The organism is Pseudomonas prosekii, from assembly GCF_900105155.1.
GTDB lineage: Bacteria > Pseudomonadota > Gammaproteobacteria > Pseudomonadales > Pseudomonadaceae > Aquipseudomonas > Aquipseudomonas prosekii.
This window is the reverse complement of the sequence record NZ_LT629762.1, coordinates 3,914,739-3,934,284: the sequence shown is the minus strand read 5'-3', so window position 1 is coordinate 3,934,284 and position 19,546 is coordinate 3,914,739. Positions and strand designations below refer to the sequence as shown.

The 19,546-nt window shown below is 57.4% G+C and carries 19 protein-coding genes and 1 tRNA gene; 8 read left to right on the top strand and 12 right to left on the bottom strand.

Translation table 11 applies throughout. The annotated features are described in order from the left end of the window. The first annotated feature begins 15 nt into the window (after positions 1–15). Positions 16–1,116: a redox-regulated ATPase YchF gene (ychF, locus tag BLU01_RS17950; RefSeq protein WP_092278051.1), complete on the top strand. Its 1,101-nt coding sequence runs from the start codon at positions 16–18 to the stop codon at positions 1,114–1,116. Positions 1,117–1,235: 119 nt separating this feature from the next. On the opposite strand, the gene BLU01_RS17945 is transcribed toward ychF, so the two are convergent. Genes BLU01_RS17945 through BLU01_RS17925 form a run of 5 tightly spaced genes read right to left on the bottom strand, consistent with a single transcriptional unit; the run spans position 1,236 to position 4,792 of the window. Next, positions 1,236–1,472 (bottom strand): Rieske (2Fe-2S) protein, encoded by a 237-nt coding sequence (locus tag BLU01_RS17945; protein ID WP_092278049.1) that lies wholly within the window; start codon positions 1,470–1,472, stop codon positions 1,236–1,238. Further along, positions 1,456–2,313, bottom strand: a complete 858-nt coding sequence (locus BLU01_RS17940) for an iron-containing redox enzyme family protein (RefSeq protein WP_092278047.1) — start codon at positions 2,311–2,313, stop codon at positions 1,456–1,458. Before BLU01_RS17940 ends, BLU01_RS17945 begins: the two co-directional genes overlap by 17 nt. After that, positions 2,313–3,113, bottom strand: a complete 801-nt coding sequence (locus tag BLU01_RS17935; protein ID WP_092278045.1) for a dihydrodipicolinate synthase family protein — start codon at positions 3,111–3,113, stop codon at positions 2,313–2,315. The genes BLU01_RS17940 and BLU01_RS17935 overlap by 1 nt, the downstream gene beginning before the upstream one ends. Next, positions 3,103–3,621, bottom strand: coding sequence for a DUF6190 family protein (locus tag BLU01_RS17930; RefSeq protein WP_092278043.1), 519 nt, complete (start codon positions 3,619–3,621; stop codon positions 3,103–3,105). The genes BLU01_RS17935 and BLU01_RS17930 overlap by 11 nt, the downstream gene beginning before the upstream one ends. Further along, positions 3,614–4,792 (bottom strand): pyridoxal phosphate-dependent aminotransferase, encoded by a 1,179-nt coding sequence (locus BLU01_RS17925; RefSeq protein ID WP_092278041.1) that lies wholly within the window; start codon positions 4,790–4,792, stop codon positions 3,614–3,616. The genes BLU01_RS17930 and BLU01_RS17925 overlap by 8 nt, the downstream gene beginning before the upstream one ends. Before the next feature lie 253 nt (positions 4,793–5,045). Here BLU01_RS17925 and BLU01_RS17920 point away from each other — a divergent pair, with 253 nt between their 5' ends. Further along, a complete protein-coding gene (locus BLU01_RS17920) occupies positions 5,046–5,693 on the top strand; it encodes an acyl-homoserine-lactone synthase (RefSeq protein WP_092278039.1) in 648 nt (215 codons plus the stop codon). A gap of 12 nt (positions 5,694–5,705) precedes the next feature. Here BLU01_RS17920 and BLU01_RS17915 read toward each other — a convergent pair whose 3' ends face one another. Together BLU01_RS17915 and BLU01_RS17910 are read right to left on the bottom strand one after the other, a co-directional pair. Then, a complete protein-coding gene (locus tag BLU01_RS17915) occupies positions 5,706–6,434 on the bottom strand; it encodes a helix-turn-helix transcriptional regulator (protein ID WP_231987093.1) in 729 nt (242 codons plus the stop codon). Between the two features lie 301 nt (positions 6,435–6,735). Beyond that, the gene (locus tag BLU01_RS17910; protein ID WP_092278035.1) at positions 6,736–7,374 is read right to left on the bottom strand and encodes a glutathione S-transferase family protein; all 639 of its coding nucleotides are present in this window, start codon (positions 7,372–7,374) and stop codon (positions 6,736–6,738) included. Between the two features lie 105 nt (positions 7,375–7,479). Between BLU01_RS17910 and BLU01_RS17905 the strand changes: the two genes are divergently transcribed. Next, on the top strand, positions 7,480–8,616 hold the full coding sequence (locus BLU01_RS17905) for a transketolase-like TK C-terminal-containing protein (protein ID WP_092278033.1): 1,137 nt from the start codon (positions 7,480–7,482) through the stop codon (positions 8,614–8,616). 9 nt (positions 8,617–8,625) lie between these two features. Here BLU01_RS17905 and BLU01_RS17900 read toward each other — a convergent pair whose 3' ends face one another. Next, a complete protein-coding gene (locus BLU01_RS17900; protein WP_092278031.1) occupies positions 8,626–9,078 on the bottom strand; it encodes a MarR family winged helix-turn-helix transcriptional regulator in 453 nt (150 codons plus the stop codon). A 172-nt stretch (positions 9,079–9,250) separates the two neighbouring features. Between BLU01_RS17900 and aceE the strand changes: the two genes are divergently transcribed. Further along, on the top strand, positions 9,251–11,920 hold the full coding sequence (aceE, locus tag BLU01_RS17895; protein ID WP_092278029.1) for a pyruvate dehydrogenase (acetyl-transferring), homodimeric type: 2,670 nt from the start codon (positions 9,251–9,253) through the stop codon (positions 11,918–11,920). Positions 11,921–12,010: 90 nt separating this feature from the next. Here the strand turns inward: aceE and BLU01_RS28030 are convergent, their stop codons facing one another. The 4 genes from BLU01_RS28030 to BLU01_RS17875 all read right to left on the bottom strand — a co-directional run bounded on the left by BLU01_RS28030 (position 12,011) and on the right by BLU01_RS17875 (position 14,778). Next, entirely contained in the window at positions 12,011–12,133 is a 123-nt protein-coding gene (locus BLU01_RS28030) for a hypothetical protein (RefSeq protein ID WP_231987171.1), read from the bottom strand. Between the two features lie 216 nt (positions 12,134–12,349). Continuing rightward, complete coding sequence (locus BLU01_RS17885) at positions 12,350–13,126, bottom strand: TSUP family transporter (protein ID WP_092278027.1); 777 nt, start codon at positions 13,124–13,126, stop codon at positions 12,350–12,352. After that, positions 13,126–13,323 carry a hypothetical protein gene (locus tag BLU01_RS17880; RefSeq protein WP_092278025.1) on the bottom strand — a complete coding sequence of 66 codons (198 nt, stop codon included), beginning with the start codon at positions 13,321–13,323 and terminating at the stop codon, positions 13,126–13,128. Before BLU01_RS17880 ends, BLU01_RS17885 begins: the two co-directional genes overlap by 1 nt. A 237-nt stretch (positions 13,324–13,560) precedes the next feature. Next, positions 13,561–14,778, bottom strand: coding sequence for an MFS transporter (locus BLU01_RS17875; protein WP_092278023.1), 1,218 nt, complete (start codon positions 14,776–14,778; stop codon positions 13,561–13,563). Between the two features lie 333 nt (positions 14,779–15,111). Between BLU01_RS17875 and BLU01_RS17870 the strand changes: the two genes are divergently transcribed. The 4 genes from BLU01_RS17870 (at position 15,112) to BLU01_RS17855 (ending at position 19,474) form a co-directional block, all read left to right on the top strand. After that, positions 15,112–17,169, top strand: a complete 2,058-nt coding sequence (locus tag BLU01_RS17870; protein ID WP_092278021.1) for a methyl-accepting chemotaxis protein — start codon at positions 15,112–15,114, stop codon at positions 17,167–17,169. A gap of 116 nt (positions 17,170–17,285) precedes the next feature. Next, positions 17,286–17,362, top strand: a tRNA-Met gene (locus BLU01_RS17865). Positions 17,363–17,532: 170 nt separating this feature from the next. Further along, complete coding sequence (locus BLU01_RS17860; RefSeq protein WP_092278019.1) at positions 17,533–18,774, top strand: tyrosine-type recombinase/integrase; 1,242 nt, start codon at positions 17,533–17,535, stop codon at positions 18,772–18,774. 175 nt (positions 18,775–18,949) lie between these two features. Continuing rightward, positions 18,950–19,474: a hypothetical protein gene (locus BLU01_RS17855; RefSeq protein WP_092278017.1), complete on the top strand. Its 525-nt coding sequence runs from the start codon at positions 18,950–18,952 to the stop codon at positions 19,472–19,474. Positions 19,475–19,546 lie beyond the last annotated feature (72 nt).

The following is a 19,546-nucleotide window of genomic DNA, read 5'->3' as shown; positions in this document are numbered from 1 at the left end:
CCGAGGGGATACACCATGGGATTCAATTGCGGCATCGTCGGCCTGCCTAACGTCGGCAAGTCCACTCTGTTCAACGCCCTGACCAAATCCGGGATCGCGGCCGAGAACTTCCCCTTCTGCACCATCGAGCCGAACACCGGGATCGTGCCGATGCCGGATGCGCGTCTGGAAGCTTTGGCAGCCATCGTCAATCCAAAGCGCATCCTGCCGACCACCATGGAATTCGTCGACATCGCCGGCCTCGTTGCTGGCGCCTCGAAAGGTGAAGGCCTGGGCAACAAGTTCCTCGCCAACATCCGCGAAACCGATGCCATCGCCCACGTGGTCCGCTGCTTCGAAGACGAGAACGTGATTCACGTCTCCAACAGCGTCGACCCGAAACGCGACATCGAAATCATCGACCTGGAATTGATCTTCGCCGACCTCGACAGCTGCGAGAAGCAACTGCAGAAAGTCGCGCGCAACGCCAAGGGTGGTGACAAGGACGCCGTAGTCCAGAAAGCCCTGCTCGAGCAACTGATCGCGCACTTCACCCTCGGCAAACCAGCGCGCACGCTGATGAAAACCATGGGCGCCGACGACAAAGCGGTGATTCGCGGTTTCCACCTGCTGACCACCAAGCCGGTCATGTACATCGCCAACGTCGCTGAAGACGGTTTCGAGAACAACCCGCTGCTGGACATCGTCAAAGCCATCGCCGAAGAAGAAGGCGCCATGGTGGTTCCGGTCTGCAACAAGATCGAAGCCGAAATCGCCGAACTGGAAGACGGCGAAGAGAAAGACATGTTCCTCGAAGCCCTGGGCCTCGAAGAACCTGGCCTGAACCGCGTGATCCGCGCCGGCTACGAGATGCTGCACTTGCAGACCTACTTCACCGCCGGCGTCGAAGAAGTCCGCGCCTGGACCGTCCGCGTCGGTGCCACCGCACCACAAGCCGCTGGCGTGATCCACACCGACTTCGAAAAAGGCTTCATCCGCGCTGAAGTCATCGCCTACGACGACTTCATCCAGTACAAGGGCGAAGCCGGTGCCAAAGAAGCAGGCAAATGGCGTCTGGAAGGCAAGGATTACATCGTCAAGGACGGCGACGTGATGCACTTCCGCTTCAACGTTTAAAGCAGGACGTGGTTTTCCACGAATCGCGATAAACCAAAAAAATCCCCGTGATCATTAATTGATACGGGGATTTTTTATGGGCGCAGATAAGTGCCGTCAAGCAGCCGCAATGAAGAGCCTTAAGCCATGCGCTTCACATCGAGACGGCCGCACGGCGGGCCGCTTAGTTGCTCACCGGTTTCCAGACTGAACACCGAGAAGTGCAACGGGCAGGTAATGCTTTTGCGCTGCTCATTGATCGTGCCGTGGACTAACCAGCCATCCCGGTGCGGACAGGCGTGCGGCACTTGGTATTGCTGATTGTCGACGGTGACGGTGAAAGTGCCGGAATGATCAAATTCAGAAGGCTCGTTCAATCATTCGCTCCTTATCGAAGTGCTTTTGACGTTGCGCCTTTGCCACGGCGGCATCAAATGCAGCGTTAGTGATATCGCGCCCCATACAAATGCCGTTCCAGGCTTTTACCGGATCCAGATCACCGGTGACGTCCATCGCTTTGAGCAAGCGCTGGCCTTCTATCGCGTGGAATACATCGATGTGTACGTGCTCCGAATAATAGGTGTGCGCCTTGATCTGCAATCGCTCGCAAATCGCGGTGTAACACTCGAAGAAGAACGGCACGACCGTCTCGAAGTACGTAATCACCCCGGCGAAGTACGACGGATCATCGGCGCGCATCGCCAACCAGCAAAACATGTTGGGAAACGAGTAACCCGCCGAGGAGTTGGCGTCGATGTAAAACTCCAGGTCGACCGGCATTTCCAGTTCTTTGAGCAAGTCGACATACAGCGTGGTGTGCGAGCGCTTGAGATTGCCGGAGCCGAACTCGTCGATCATCATCCGCAACACCGGCATTTGCGCCGCCAGGCTAAGTCGGGGCATCAAGTGATAAAACACCTGCGCCTCGGTCAGTCCGTCCAGGGCAAACTCCTGAACGAGAATCTTGAACTCGTCCCGCGTCATCTGCTCAGCCACATACACTGCGCTCGGCGGAACTTCGCTGCGATCTTCTTCAACCAGCGCGGCCAGGCGCTGACGTAATCCGGCAAGATCGGTTGGTGCATCCGCCGTGCGCGTCTTTTCGATAGTGGAATAGATCCAGTCATGTTCGAACGCAGCAATCCGGCTATTCAGCGGTTCAAGTTTCTTGATGCAGGCGCGATTGGCCAGGAACAGTTCTTTCTGCAGATCGCTCATTATGCCGACCCCTTTTCTGCGAACACTTTGTCTGTGCTGATCACACCTCGGGCCTTGAGTTCTTTCTTGACTTGGGCGTACCAGTCATCGGCGCCCAAGTCGAAATAGCCATTGAGTGTCTCGATCATTTCGCCCACCGACTGTTGCCGCGCACTGATCGCCAACCGGCACAGCGCCGGCTCCAGATTGGCCAACGAAACAACATTGCCGTCAGACTCCAAATCCCGCGCCAGGAGCATTTCCCAACCAATGAAGTAATCCAGACCTTCAGCGCGCAGCCGCTCGATTTCTCTTTGCGTGCGCGGCTCGGAAGGCGAATCCTTGATCCCGATCACCCGTGGCAGTTCGCCAATGGCAAGTAAGGTCTCGAAGGTTTTTTCATTACCGGACAGCGCCGACTCGTTATAGATGTAGAGGTCGAGCGAAGTCGAATCATGAACTTCACGATAGTGCTCGATGATCTGCTCTTGGGTGGTGCCCGGCGCAAACGGCGAGGTAAACATGATGGCGTGCGCCCCCGCCTCTTGCGCCAACAGTGCGTATTCAAGAACTTCGGCGGTAGTGGCGCGCTCGATCCCGGCGATCACCGTTTTGTCCTGGGCATGCGCCAGCGTAAGTTCGAGCATGCGCAACCAGTCCCGCCGCTCCAGTCGCCAGCCTTCACCGGAAGTCAGGCACGGAATGTAGCCGTCCACGTACGGATGTGAACACTGCAACAACTGGCGCACGCTCGACTCACAGATGCGCGAGTGCTCATCGAGTGGTGTGATAAGCGGAACGAAAATACTCTTAGCTGACATTTCGGAAGTCCTCTTGCTCGATCAGCATGTCCCGAGATTGCTCGAAGAGTGCCTGCAACGAGGGTGGGAATGCCGCGCCGGAAGTCCATTGCGGGAAAGACTGCAGGAATGGCTTCAGCGCAGTCAGTTGATGCAACGCCTGGTCGTGGGTATACAGCGGCTGGCGATGTTCGACGACTTGCGCGGCGAGCAGTTTTTGCTCGACGTTCAAATGCGCCCAATCCGCTTCCAGGCAGGCGCGGCGCAGCACCTTATTGCAGTAACCCTGACGCTGGATGTTCATTTCCGTGTGCAGAACATCCATGAACGGGTAATACAGATCCTGCAACTCGCGGCTCTTTTTCCAGATGATCGCGTCACAGATACCAATCTGGCCGAAGCTCATCAGCGCCTGGCGTTGGTAAAACTGCTTGAAGAAACCCAGTGATTTCGCATGAATGTCTGGATCACTGTGATGCATGCCCATGAAAACCGTGGCATCGATAATCGGCACACTGGCCTCACTCATGATAATTCTCCAGCGCCACGGCAATGGTCTCGACTGCCAACTTGAACTCTTCGGGTTTGCGCGCCAGCGCCAGGCGAATGTACTTCTGCCCGGTCTGCGGTTTGCTCCAGAAGAAGTACTTGCCGGGCAGGACGTAGACGTCGTAGTTCATCAGATAGGCTTGCAGATCGTCGGCCGATACACCGTCACGCAGGATTTCAAACCACGCCACGCTGGTCTCGATCATGGGCGTCAGGTACTTGAGAAAGTTGCCGTGCAGGTGCTTTTGCGCAGCCTCGCGATTGATATCGAGGACCGAGCGCACAGACTCGAAGTCGTCGTCGCTGCTGTCGTTGATGTACTGCGTCACGACATTGAGGATGAACGGCGACACATTCAGCAGGACGCTGGTGACGATGCTGTAAATGTCCGCATTAAGCGCGCGGCTGGACATGATCGTGGCGCACTTGGTGTCTTGCAGCGGCCAGGTTTTACCGGTGTCTTCCATGATGATGTATTGGGTGCCGATCTCATCGAGAATGGCATACGCGTCAATGCGGTTACCGCCCGCAGTCTTGATGAACGCGGCAAAGCAGAAATCCAGAATCAGCAACTTGCCATGGTCCCGGCAGTAACGCGCCACTTCCATGAACGTCTGCGCGCCATTGGCGAACATGCTCGAACCGGTCGGGTTGTTGGGATCAACGAGGAATATCGCATCGACCTTGGCCGCCGCCGTTTGCAGGTTGGCATAGACATCGCGGGGTGACTGAAAGAGCGATTCGTCCAGTGGCGACAACGGCACTTCCATGTGCTTGAGCAAGTCATGCAGGTTATCGAAACACGGTTCGATCAGGCCGACGCTCATGTCGCGCTTGCGCAGGTAAGTCGCGGTGATGTGCATGGCCACCGACGCGGCGTACACCAGGTAAATCTCGTCATGGCGCTTGAGCGCATGTTCCTGGCCGTGAAAGGTAAAGAAGGCCTTGATGAATTCCTGTTCGCTCTTGTACTGAGTCTGCCCCTGAGCGCGATACCACAACTCAGGCAGGCTATCGACGATCTTTTGTTGGGTGAGGCTCTGATCCTGGTGCGTATGGGCATCTGCAAGATTGAACCGGGTCTTCAAGGCAGATATTTCGTGTTGCGTGATGTCTTCTTTGGTTTTCAGACGCGTGCTCACGACACTCATATTGTTATTCCTGTAAGAGTTGAATGACCAGCCGTTGGATATCGCCCGCCTATACTTGACGCTGCCAATACAACCGACAACTGTACCTTGGTGCGAATCAACAACGATTGAGCATTTAACCGAGCAACTGACCAATGAACCTTGGTAACTGTATCTAGGTACAGTTGATTTTCCCGGCACTTCACTTCATCCTCCCCGCGCGCGGGATAAAAATCGCGACCGCCTTTTCTTCCAGGGATGGACAATAACAATTATGAATAAAGTAAGTTTTTATAACGTCGAGCACTCGCAAGCTTCCCCGGAGTTATTGGGAAACTTGTATGGATTAAGAAAAGAAGTATTCGCCGACCGGCTTAACTGGCGAGTCAATATTTGCGGCGGGCATGAAGTCGATGAATACGATAATGCGCATTCGACTTATCTTGTCGGCACCTGCTCAGGCGTTTCACTCGCCAGCCTGCGCCTGATCAACACCGTTTACCCGTATATGGTCGAAGGCCCGTTCCGCAGTTTCTTCGGGCACAACTTGCCGAAGAATTGCCGGATCGCCGAGTCCAGCCGATTTTTCGTCGACAAGACGCGCTCCCGTGCATTGGGACTGGGGCAACTGGGCCTGACTGAAATGCTCTTGCTGGCGATGCACACCTACGCCGCCCGCGCCGGTCTGGAATCGATCATCACGGTGGTCAGTCAGGCCATGTCGCGCATCGTGCGCAAGGCCGGCTGGCACTACGAAATTCTCGACAGCGGCGAAGCCTCGCCAGGTGAGAAGGTGCTGCTGCTGAATATGCCGGTTTCGCGCGAAAACGATCAGCGCCTCGTCGAGGCGATCGAGGCGAAGAACGGCCAGCCGCTGAGCGCGGTGGTGGACATCAATTGCCAGCCAGCGGCGCCCAGGTAAGCGGCCTGCCGGTCAGACCAGGCCCAGGCTGACGGCCTTGTAGACTGCCTGCTTGGCGTTGCGCACCTGAAGTTTGTGAACCACGTTGGACATGTGAAACTTCACGGTGCGCACGGAAATCGCGTGCATCGCTGCGATCTCTCGATAAGCCTTGCCCATCACCACCCACTTGAGTACGCCCATTTCGCGGTCCGACAGGCTGGTATCCGCCGACGCGGGAAACAGCTCGTTCGGCGCAAAAGTGGCGGTCAGGCTGTTGTGAAACTGGATCAGGGTCATCTGGATTTCTGCCGCGCGCTGCTTCATGACTTGCTCGAAATCGACGCGGCGCTCGGTGTTGCAAATGCTCAGCGCGGCGAACAACCCGTTGGAGTCATGCAGGTTGAAGGTGTAGCCCATCGAGATCTGGTACTTCTGCGACAAGGCGAATACATCATCGCTCTGGGCTGACTCCTTGGCCTCGAGCGCTTCTCGCCAGGAGAACGGCGCCACGCATTTCAGCCCGTGATTGATCACCGGGTCGATCAAATGATAGTTGGCAGCTCTATAAGCCCTGAGCCAACGCTCAGGGTAGTTGGAAATGATTCGCGGTTTGACGTCCAGGCCTTTATGCGTAACAAAATACGCATAGTGACAACCATTGAGAGACTGCAAGTGCTTTTCAAAGGCACAACGCAATTGGTAATCCGGCTCAGACTCGTGCTTGGCCATAACGTCGCAATTTAATAATCGAGTACTCATCAGAAATCCTGTTTTCTTATAGTATTCAGATTCTTGAATCCCCGTTTGGCATCGATTATGTTTCGATATCCAACCCAAGAGTCCTTCTTGTAGTAAAGATAAATGATCACTACCTAATTGCGTTCAAGCGGGATCGCCGCAATAGCATGGTTGCACACTGAACGTATTAACTTCGGGCTGATCATTAATCGAATAAAAGCATACGCTAATTGATTGTGTAAATACTTCAAATAACAGAGCCGCCCTTTCCCGACGGGATAACGCGGCTCTCGGACATCAGGCTCGTGTTGAATGTAGGACGTTAACTTGCGCGCGTTTCCCGCGAGTCAGCCAGCCCGGCCTGCACGGCCGGTCGCGACTCGATGGCCTGCAACCAGCGGTTGACGTGGCTGAACGATGAGATATCCAGCGCGAGCTCTTCGTGGGTGCGCAACCAGGGAAACGCTGCGATGTCGGCAATCGAATAGTTGTCCGAGGCCAGATAGGTGCTTTTCGCCAATTGCTTGTCGACCACGCCATAGATGCGCAACGCCTCGTTGCGATAGCGCGTGATCGCCTGCTCATTCGCCGATGTAGTGCCGTGTAAAAACCACCACAACTGGCCCAGCATCGGGCCAATGGCGCCGACCTGAAAGTACAGCCATTGCTGCACGACAAGCTGCTCTGCGGCGGATTTTGGCTGCAGGCAATCGAACTTCTGCGACAGATAACCGAGGATGGCCGCCGATTCAAAAACCGACACTCCGGCTTCATGATCAACGATTGCCGGGATTTTGCCGTTCGGGTTGATCTGCAGGTATTCCGGCGAATGCTGGCGCCCTTCGGACAGATTGAATTTCACCTGTTCGCAGTCGATGCCGGCCTCTTTGAGGAAAATACTGATCTTCTGCCCATTGGGCGTATCGGCGGTGTAGAGCGTGAGTGGGTAAGACGTATTCATCGGACAAAACTCCGTTTGGCGGCGTTGAATGTCATTGCATTTGCAATCATATTGAGGCGTGCAGTATGGTGCAAGGACGACGGAACGCACGGAGCGAGTTGAAATATGATCGGTTTTTCCAGCTTCAACACCACCCGCGAGACCGGCCTGGCAGCCCAGGCCTGCATCGAAAAAATCCAGGCCCTCGCCGATCAATCCCACGCGCAATGCGCTTCGCCGCTCTACACCATGATCGATATCGCTGACCGTCTGGAACGCGATCCGCAGACTTCAAAGAACGTCTGGGTGGTCCGATCCAACCAGCCACCGGGCGTCGAAAGCAGCCCTGACCAGACCCATACCCACACCCGCATCAGCGCCTGGCCGCTGCGCTTCAGCCCACAAGCCTGCGCCAGCGAAAAACCCTTGTTGTACCTGACCAGCTCGGCGACGTCGGCCGAACTGTGCGCGTTATCGAGCGAAGCGGCGCAACGCGGGATTGTCTGCAATGACATCGAAACACTGTCCAGCGCCTGGCCCAAAGGCGCGCACCCGTGGGTGCCGCTGTGGCTCGCGGCCAACCCGCAATGTCTGCCGTTCGACCCGGCCAGCGGCGCCGAAGCCCGGGCGATTGCGATTGCCGCGTTGCAGAGTCTGTATGTCGAGGGCAGCGACGGGTTTTATTACATGGCGCTGCACGATGAGCCCAACGATTTCACCGGGCCGATGAGCAACCACAGCGCACACCAGGCCTTCAAAGGCATGTACAAAATCAGCGAAACCGTGGGCAACGCCGAGCAGCCGAAAGTGCGCCTGCTTGGCGCCGGACTGGCCTTGCGTTCAGTGATTTCTGCCGCGCAGATGCTGCGCGAGGATTGGGGCGTGGCCAGCGAATTGTGGAGTTGCCCCAGCTACACGCGCCTGGCGCGGGATGCCGATAGCGCGCAACGCTGGAGTCGCGTGCATCCGGACGTGCCCCGGCGCTCTTCGCATCTGCGCGAATGCCTGAACGCCGGGAATTCCCCAGTGATTGCGGTGACCGGTTATGCGCAGCACGTGGTCGATCAGATCGGCGCGCACATTAACGCGCGTTTCGTTGCACTCGGCGCCGACTCGACCGCCTCAATGCCAGCCGAACCGACCCCGGGCCAGACCGTGGATAAACGCTGGATTGTCACCCTGGCCCTGCGCGCCCTGGCCGAGGACGACAAAGTCCCGCAGGTGTATGTCGAGCAAGCAATGCAGCGTTATCAATTGCAATGAACCCAGCGCTTACGCCGGTTTGGAACTGTTGCGCGCGGCCGTCGCTGCGCGCTCCAGCGCATCACTGAAAAAGCGTTGTTGCTGTTCATCGAATTGCGCCAGAAACAACTCATCGACCGCGCCTTCGTAGATCAGCCACATCTTCTTGCGCAGCACTTTGCCGCTTTCGGTGATCGCGGCATACGCGCCACGCCCGTCGTCGCTGGCACGGCTGCGCTCGACCAGGCCTTCGGCCTCCAGACGATCGATCAGACGAGTGAGGTTGTAGCGTTCGATGGCCATGACATCGGCCAGCTCATTCATGCGGCGCGTGCCATTGGGACCGCTTTCCAGCCCCCACAGCGCGTCGTACCAAGCGTAGGCCGGGAGCCCGGCGGCGGCCAGACGACGTTCGATTTCGCGGATCAGACAGCGATGCGCCCTGACGAATCTGAACCAGGTATCCGGCTCGCTTGAAGACATGCTGCACCCTTCCAATGAAATCGATTTAGTTGCAATTGTAACGCGCAGCACGATAAATTCCGCAACTGGTTGCAATTGCAACTACACGCATTCCAAGGGATTGGCGCCTGACAATCCCCTTCGCCAGGTACCGATAAACCGGTGCTGCCGCTGCACTTTCAAGGAGACGACGATGGCACAACAATCAATGTTTCGCGACGAGGATCCACAAGAAACTCGCGAATGGCTCGAATCCATCGAATCGGTTCTGAGCGTCGAAGGCCGCCCTCGAGCCCATTACCTGATCGACCAGTTGTTGGACTTCGATGTCGCCCAACACGGCGATTTCTACGGGCGCGTGACCACGCCCTACGTCAACACCGTGGCAGTGGACCGCCAGCAACCCTACCCCGGCGATCTGGCAGTGGAACGGCGCATCAACGCCTACATCCGTTGGAATGCGCTGGCCATGGTGCTGCGCGCCGGCAAGCATTCGAACGTCGGCGGGCACATCGCCTCCTACGCCTCGGCTGCGGTCCTGTATGACGTCGGTTTCGAACACTTTTTCCGTGGCCGTACCGAGCAGTTCGGCGGCGACATGGTGTACATCCAGGGCCACTCCTCGCCGGGCATCTATGGCCGCGCCTACCTCGAAGGGCGTCTGAGCGAAGAACAACTGGACAACTTCCGCCGCGAGACCGACCGCGATGGTGTGTCGTCCTACCCGCACCCACGGCTGATGCCGGACTTCTGGCAATTCCCCACTGTGTCCATGGGCCTGGGGCCAATCACCGCCGCGTACCAGGCGCGCTTCATGCGCTACCTCGAAGACCGAGGCTTGAAGGAACATCAGGGACGCAAAGTCTGGGCGTTCCTCGGCGATGGCGAGATGGATCAACCGGAATCACTGGCGGCGATTTCCCTTGCCGGCCGCGAGAAACTCGACAACATCATCTTCGTCGTCAACTGCAACTTGCAGCGCCTCGACGGCCCGGTGCGCGGCAACGCCAAAGTCATTCAGGAATTCGAAAGCCTGTACCGCGCGGCTGGCTGGAACGTGATCAAAGTCATCTGGGGCGGTGGCTGGGATGCTTTGCTGGAGAAGGACAAAAGCGGCTTGCTGCGCCAACGCATGATGGAATGCGTGGACGGCGAATATCAGAACTACAAATCGCAGAACGGCGCTTACGTTCGCGAACACTTCTTCGGCAAATACCCCGAACTGCTGGAGCTGGTCAGCGACCTTACCGACGACGAAATCTGGAAGCTCTCGCGCGGCGGTCACGACCCGGAAAAAGTCTACAACGCCTACGCCGCCGCCATGCGCCACACCGGCGGGCCGAGCGTCATCCTCGCGAAAACCGTCAAAGGTTTCGGTATGGGTGAAGCGGGCGAAGGACAGAACATCAATCACCAATTGAAGAAGATGGGTGAAGACGCGATCCGTGCCTTCCGCGACCGTTTCTCGCTGGAAATCACTGACGATCAATTGGCCGACATGCCTTACCTCAAGCCCGCCGAGGACAGCGTCGAAGCGCGTTATCTGCAAGCCCGGCGCGCACAATTGGGCGGTTACATTCCTGCTCGGGTGAGTGTTTCCGAGCCGCTGCAGATCCCGCCGTTGTCGGTCATGGACACGCAACTCAAAGGCACCGGCACCCGCGAAATTTCCACCACCATGGCGTTCGTGCGCATCCTCGGCACGCTGCTCAAGGACCCGAATATCGGCAAGGTGATCGTGCCGATTGTGCCGGATGAATCGCGTACTTTCGGCATGGAAAGCCTGTTCCGCCAGATCGGCATTCATTCCCACGTCGGCCAACTGTATACGCCGCAGGATGCTGGCCAACTGAGCTACTACAAAGAGGCCCGTGACGGCCAGATCATGCAGGAAGGCCTCAACGAATCCGGGGCGGTTTCTTCGTGGATCGCCGCCAGCACGTCGTACAGCAACCACGGCGTGACGATGGTGCCGTTCTACATTTTCTATTCGATGTTCGGTTTCCAGCGCATCGGCGATCTCGCCTGGGCCGCTGGCGATGCGCGCGCCAGAGGCTTTTTGCTCGGCGCAACGTCCGGCCGCACCACGCTGATGGGCGAAGGCCTGCAACACGACGATGGCCACAGCCACGTGTTGTCATCGACCGTGCCGTGCTGCGTTTCCTACGATCCGACCTACGCCTACGAATTGGCCGTGATCATCCAGGACGGCATGCGCCGCATGTATGTCGACAACGAAGACATCTATTACTACATCACCCTGCTCAACGAAAACTACGCCCACCCGAACATGCCCGAAGGTGCCGAGGAAGGCATTCTCAAAGGCATGTATACGCTCTCGGCCAGCGCGTCGCCGAGCGAAGGCAAGCATGTGCAGTTGATGGGTTGCGGTTCGATCCTGCTCGAAGTCAACGCCGCCGCACAGTTGCTGGAAGCCGACTTCGGCGTCACCAGCGACGTGTGGAGCGTCACCAGCCTGACCGAATTGCGCCGCGAAGGTCAGGATGTCGAGCGCTGGAATCTGCTGCACCCGGCAGACACGCAACGTGTCAGCTACGTCGAAAGCTGCCTGCAGGACAAGCAAGGGCCGGTGGTGGTGGCGACGGATTACATGAAGATCTTCGCCGATCAGATCCGCCCATTCGTGCCAAAACGGCGCTTCGTCGCATTGGGCACCGATGGTTTCGGCCAGTCGGACACGCGCGAATCGTTGCGTAAATTCTTCGAAGTTGATCGCCACTTCATCGCGGTCGCCGCGTTGAAAGCGTTGGCCGACGAAGGCACCTTGCCAAGGGAAAAAGTCGCCGAGGCGATTGCGCTGTATGGCATCGATCCGGAGAAGCAAAACCCCGCGAAGGTTTGACGGCGTTCACCCGTGCAAGAAAAAGCCGCGCTTGATGCGCGGCTTTTTTGTGTCATTTGATTGGCCACAAGTCGCGAGACAGGCGCGGCCTCAAAGTTCTATGCAGATGCTCTCGCTCGTCGGGTAAGAGCAACACGTGAGAATAAAACCGCTCTCCCGTTCTCTGGGTGTCAGGGCGAAATCACCGTCACTTCGAACAGTGCCCTCCCGCAGCTTGACCCTGCAACTGCCGGCCGGCCTGAAGAAAAGATTCGCGATTCACTAATGAACTTCGCTTGCGTCAGAAAGATCCTGAGTTCGAACCATGGACTCGACAGTGCAATCGCCAACAGTTCATCCAGATAGTACGCGTAACCCGAAGGTCCTGACCGAAGCCGTATCCTGGGTAACATTCTCACAGCGTAGAAAACTTCTATTGTGCATTTGAGATCAACTGTAGATAGATTTTATTGCCATGCCAATGCAGGCCACGACCACTAACGGCTTGACGAGTTTGACGCCGTTTTTATGTACCAGGTGCGAGCCCAGATAAACACCGATGACCTCGCCCAGAGACATTGCCAAACCCGCGGCCCAGACCATCTTCCCCAAGGCAATAAAAATCATCAGCGAAATGGCATTACTGAAAAGATTCAATACCCTCGAATAAGCGACGGCCTGTGTCATCGCCATACCGCCCAGTGACACCAGGGCCATCAAGTAAAACGTTCCGGCTCCGGGACCAAAGAAGCCGTCGTATATGCCAATACAGGGTATGACAGAGGCCCCCAACATGCTGATCGGCATTATCGCTTTGCCGCCAACATCACTGACACTCGGCGAAAATGCGAAATAGAACGCCATGCCGACCAACATGATGGGGAGCGCTGTCTCCATAAAACCGTTGCCCACGAAATTAACGATCAACGTACCGAACGCCCCGCCGATGACGGAGCCAATAGTCATCTTGCGCAAGACCGTCCATTCGATAATATTTTTATTCAAGTAATAGTGGGTAGAGGCAAGCCCACCCAATGTTCCTTGAAGTTTATTGGCCGCAATAGCCTGGGCAGGGCTGAAACCGGCAAGCAATAGCACAGGAACCGATATCAGCCCTCCGCCACCACAGATCGAATCGATAAAACCGGCGGCGGTAGCGCCGACGATAAGAAACAGAACGATATAGGGAGAGATCCCGACGATCTCTTGAAAATGCAGGATATCCATCAGCCGCTCAACCCGATCCGGTCAATCAACGACTCGACAGAGCTGGTATAGATGTTGATGCCTGCCATCGACTTGGTATCGTCCAGCAGAAGCCAATTTTTGCGAGCAAGCCCCGCAGCTGACGAGCCGCTGGCCGTGCTTCTGCGCAGGTGCCAGCCTGTGCTCTGCCCTTTTAGTAACGCCAATGTCTTGGCCATATCCGTCCTTAGAAGTCACCTTGGAATGTGTCACCGGTGCGGCGCCCACCAGATGGGTGACAATTGACACCGCAGCACGCATGACACTTAAAACTATATATGACAAATTGTGTCATTGGCAATCAAAAAGAACCTTCTACAATCTAATTCATGACTCTAATTGATTGAAAACACTAGAAAAAAACGCAGGAGCTGCGTCGCGCAGCCCTGCCAATATCATTGAAGCCTGGCGATGCATCAGGCCTTTTTGGTACGCGGCAGGAAGATCGCCAGCACCCCGAACAGCGGCAGGAACGAGCACAGGAAGTACACGTATTCGATCCCGTGAACATCCGCCAGGTGCCCCAGCAACGCCGCGCCAATCCCGCCGAAACCAAACATCAAACCGAAGAATACCCCGGCGATCATTCCGACATTGCCCGGCACCAATTCCTGCGCGTACACCACAATCGCCGAGAACGCCGAGGCGAGGATGAAGCCAATGACCACGCTGAGGATGCTGGTCCAGAACAGATCGACGTGCGGCAGAATCAGCGTGAACGGCGCAACGCCGAGAATCGAAAACCAGATCACCGCTTTACGCCCGATCTTGTCGCCAATCGGCCCGCCGAAGAACGTCCCCGCCGCCACCGCGCCCAAAAACAGAAACAGGTGCAGTTGCGAACTGGCCACCGACAGGTCGAATTTCTCGATCAGGTAAAAGGTGAAATAACTGGTGAAACTCGCCATGTAGAAATACTTGGAGAACACCAGCAAACCGAGCACCACCAACGCGCTGATCACCCGATTTTTCGACAAGCCGTGCGTTGCAGCCTGGCCCTGTTTGAGCTTGAACAGGTTCAGGTGATTGGCGTACCAGCGGCTGATGCGATAGAGCACAAACAGCGCAAACACCGCGAACAGTCCGAACCACGCCACATGGCCCTGGCCGAACGGAATAATGATCGCCGCCGCCAGCAAAGGACCAAACGCCGAACCGGCATTGCCGCCGACCTGAAACGTCGATTGCGCCAAACCGTAGCGGCCGCCCGAAGCCAGTCGCGCCACGCGGGAGGCTTCCGGGTGAAAGGTCGACGAACCAATGCCGATCAGCCCCGCCGCCAGCAGAATCATCGGGAAACTGCCGACCACCGACATCATCAAAATACCTATCAGCGTGCACACCGTACCGGCCGGCAGCAGCCACGGTTTCGGATGTCGATCAGTGTGATAACCGACCCACGGCTGCAGCAGCGACGCTGTCAGCTGGAACGTCAGGGTGATCAAACCGACCTGGGTAAAGGTCAGGCCATAGTTGGCTTTGAGCATCGGGTAAATCGATGGCAGCACTGACTGAATCAGGTCGTTGATCAAATGCGCCAGCGCCACCGCGCCGATGATGCGCATGACCAGCGGGCTGCTTTGCGGTGTCGCAGGTGCCGGCGTAGCACCGGCTTGGACGTTGGTGAGAGCCATGAGAGTTTCCATACAGCAGATGGGTGCACGCGGGCAGGTTCGCCAATGTGCCATTTTTAAGTGCAGCAGCGCCATCCCCTTAGCGAGCTAACGACTTGCACTTTCGTCGATCAGCGGGTGATAGCGCAACGCCATGGTCTGAATCTTGCCTTGCTTCTCCGCTTCAACGCGGCCGCCTTACAAAGGCAGTCGAGAATGGGAAGTTTCGCTACAGAGCCGGCCTACAGAGCTGGCGAGGGTGAACTTTCGAGGCCTTTTAAAAGGGCACAAGTCGCGGTCGCAACGACCTCGGCGCACGCCAATGGTGCGTGGTGCTCACAGGAGTCATGGGGCATGCAGGCTTTTTTATCACCGGGGATCGGGCTGCTGGGGCGTTTTGGCTTCGCGCGCAAATTTCAGTTGCTGTTTCTGCTGTTCATCCTGCCGCTGGCCGGCAGCTTGTGGATGATCGGCCTGGATTATCGGGACAAACTGCAGCTTATTTCCGGCGAACGTGCTGGCGTTCGGCAACTGCTTGCGCTGGATGCGCTGGACAACCTGCTCGCCGCGCAACGTGATCGCGCCGCTCGTTGGCGCGCCACCGAAACCAATCGTCAGCCAACCCCGGCGACCATCGCCGCGATGGGCGCGTTCGATGCAGTGCAGCCTGCCGTCGCCCAAGCCACCACCGACCTGGGCAACGCGCTGAATAATGAAGGCGCCGAAGCGCAAACGCTGGCGCGTTTTCAAGCCCTGCAAACCGCGCTGAATGGCCTCGACTCGAAAAGCCTCAGCAGCGTCGGCTGGTGGCCGGACGGTTACGATCGTTTCACTAATGCCCTGAGCGCCCTGCAAGCGTTGCGCGAACAGATCGCCCTGGACAATCGCCTGACGCTGGCGCCGTGGCTGGAAACCTATTTGCTCACGCAGATCTCGACCCAGCATGCGCCGGACCTGATTGAACGCGTCGGCCGCCTCGCCGCCGTCGGCCAGGCGTCGGTGGTGTCGGGGCAATTCACTTTGCAAAGCCGTCTGCAATTGCGCGATTTGCGTGGCCGCATCGGTGACGCCCGCGAGCAACTGGTGAAAACTGCTGGCCTGCTCGAAGCGCGATTGCCGAGCGCGCTGCAAACCTGGGCCGGGCAATATCACGACAGCCTGCAACATCTGGATGCCAGCCTCAAAGTGCTCGATGACGGCGTGTTCGGCGGCAGCATCAACCTCAAACCTGAAGACTTCGAGCGCAATCTCGATTCGCTGCTCGGCGACCTCGCGTCGCTGCGTCAACAATCGCTGACGTCGCTGGATCAACGCCTGGATTACTACCACAACTCGGCGATCCGCCAATTCATCCTTGTTGCGAGCGTGCTCGGTTGCCTGCTGCTGGCGGCGCTGTATCTGTTTGTGTGTCTGCAAGCGTCGATCCGCCGCAGCGCCAGCGGCATCACCGTGCTCGCCGAAGCGCTGCGTGACGGCAATTTGAGCGTGCAAGTGCCGGTGCAGGGACGCGATGAATTGGCGGCGATCAGCACCGCGCTCAACGTTGCCGTGGTGCAACTGCGCAACAGTTTGCTCGGCGTCGATCACGAGACGCTGCAACTGAGCAACGCGGTGCGCACGCTCAACGATCATTCCAGCGGCGCCCTCGGCGAAGTCGAGGCGCAACAGATTCAGATCAGCCAGATCGCCGCCGCTGCCACGCAATTGGCCGCGACCTCGCAAGGCGTCGCCCACAGTTGCGAACAGGCGTCCGGCAGCGCGCAGCATACGCAACGCATCGCCGCCGACAGCAGCCGCGACAGCCAACGCACGACGGCAAGCATTCAGCAGCTCAATCAGCGCCTCAACGACACCGCCGCCGCGTTGGGCCGAGTCAGTGAGCAAGGGCAACAGATTCAATTGGTGGTCGACACCATTCGTGGCGTCGCCGAGCAGACCAACCTGCTGGCGCTCAACGCCGCCATCGAAGCGGCGCGCGCCGGTGAACAAGGTCGCGGCTTTGCGGTGGTCGCCGACGAAGTGCGCAGTTTGTCCCAGCGCACGCAATCGTCCACCGCGCAAATCGCCGGCACGGTCGACAGCCTGCGCAACACGGTCAACGAAGCAGTCAGTTTGATGGAAGCGGCGTGCGGCCAGGCGCAGTCCGATGCGGAAGCCGTCACCGGCCTCGGCGAACGCCTGGGCGAAATCGCCAGCGCTGTGCAAAGCGTCACCGACACCCTCGCGCAAATCGCCACCGCCGTCGAAGAACAGGCCAGCACCGCCGACGAAGTCAGCGGCAACATTCAACAAGTCGATCAGGCTGCGGTGAGATTGCTCGAAGGCGCACGCGCCGTGAACCTCGCCGCCGACACGTTGAGCCAGGGCAGCAAGGCGTTAAGCGCCAATACCGGGAGATTTCAGCTGAGTTGAGCCGCCGTTTCGCCCCGTATTTTCAGGCCAGGAGGATAAGCGGTTGAAAGTGTAGAGAAATATTTTAGATTTACGCTTGACGCATCTGCATTCCAGGTGAATAATGCGCGCCACTTGGCTACATAGCTCAGTTGGTTAGAGCATAGCATTCATAATGCTGGGGTCCGGGGTTCAAGTCCCTGTGTAGCCACCAAGTACCTGTTTACAGATGTCTCCATGAGTCTCTAAACAACCTCAAGAAGCCCGCCTAGTGCGGGCTTTCTTGTTTCTGGCTATCTCTCCTTGTATCCCCCTATATCTTCCCTCCGTGTATCCCCCTGTGTATCCTCGACAAATAATTGAACCGAGGGGATACAAGCCCAAATGAAGCGATCCGAGATAAAACGCCGCCCCCTTTCCGATACCGCATTGGCCGGCCTGGAGCCTGATGCCAACGAGTATCGCGAGCTGGACGGGAGCGGCCTTTATTTCCGCGTGAAGCCTGATGGCCAAAAGTCCTGGCAGCTTCGCTACAAGAAGCCCGACGGCAAATGGTCATGGCTTGGGCTTGGCGGTTACCCCGAGGTGAGCGGATTGGTTGCCAGGCAGAAAGCTGCCGAATTGCGCACCGACGCCGCCGACGGCAAAAATCCGATCGTCACCAAACAAGCCCGCAAGAAAGCGGAGAGGGATATCGCCGGCGAAACATTCGAGCCACTGGCGCGAGAGTGGTACGCCTCACGCCTCACCAACTGGGACGCGGGCACCGCAAAGCGAATCATTGGCGCCCTGGAACGTCACGTCTTCCCGGTGTTCGGCAAGCGTTCCTATGCCGACATCACCCCCCTTGAGTGGATGGAGTTTCTGCGCGGCATGGAACAACAGGGAATTCTTGAGCAAATGAGCCGGGTGCGCTCGTACTGCCGAGATGCCTATGACTTGGCCAGGGTAACTGGCCGGGCAACCCATAACCCGCTTGAGGGGCTGCAAAAATACCTCCAGTCAGGCAAGGCCGAGAACTATGCACACGTATCACCCGATGAACTTCCCGGCCTGATCCGTGCCATCGCTGCTTATCCACACGCCCACGATGTACGCCTCGGTCTGCGCCTTCTGAGTTTGTTCGCCGTGCGCCCTAGCGAGCTACGCGAGGCAAAGTGGTCGGAGTTCGACCTCGACAAAAAGGTCTGGACCGTCCCGGTGAATCGCAAGGGACGGAAAAAGGGACTGGAGCATCTGGTGCCTCTCTCCACGCAGGCGATCGAGGCCTTGGAAGAATTGCGCCACTACACCGGCGGTAATCCACTCCTATTCCCTGGGCGCAGTGATCGCACCAAGCCCCGTAGCGACACCGTGTTCCTGATGGCGCTGCGCCGGATGGGCTATGAGGGGCGTCAGACCGGGCACGGGTTCCGACACATCGCGTCGACGGTGCTCAACGAAAACGGATTCGACGAGAACCACGTCGAGGCCCAGCTATCACACAAAAAGCCTGGGGTCGCCGGCGTCTACAACAAGGCTCAGTACCTGCCGCAGCGCACAACGATGATGCAATGGTATGCGAACTACCTCGACGGCATCGCCGGTGGCGTCGTCATTCAGGGTGACTTCGGCAAGCGTGCTTGACCTTGCGCTTCCCTCTTGCTTGTAGACCGATATAGACTGAAAGCCACTACTGTTCGGATAGCCAGTATCCGAACAGGAAAAGGTTTTGGCTGGCCTAGCTCGACGGAGCGAAAAGCGGACTTTCCTTCCGCCTGACCGGCCGATCTATTCAATGGGACGCATGGGAACGGCGACGATGAAGAGAGACTATTTAAACCGAGAGCTAGGCCTTTTTATGATCGGGGCGATTGCTGGAATGTCAGAAATCGTCGTTTTCCTAGCATTGAAAAAATCCGGTTACGAAACGCTAAGTTGGGTGATCATGGCATCGTCGGCGGGGATGATTGCTGCTGCTTACGCAATGTCTAGAATGCTGAAAGACATTCACGCTTTAGACGAGGAGGAGCAATTATCAACAGATTCACTTTTATATAAATCTCCAAATCTTCCAGCCTCGCCATCTAGCTACATTCCCCCGGTTATCGATGATCCGCTGATTGAGTCGATGACCTTTCCTTATGCGACAAAGGCCCTAGAAGCCGCAAGACAGGCTACTTTGAAGTTCTGGATTGACTACGACCCGGAGCGCCCTCCATTGCAGAAAAGCGTTCAAAGCTTCATCGCGGAGCGGGGAATTCCGGCCCGACAAGCGGCTGAACTGGCCAGCGCCATCAAGCCTGACAATGTGTCAGACCGACCTGACACGTCGCCCGGGAAGTGACAAGCCGGCATGACGTGTCGACACGTCGGCATGTCATGTATTCCCGACACTAAGCAGCCCGCTCCAATGTGT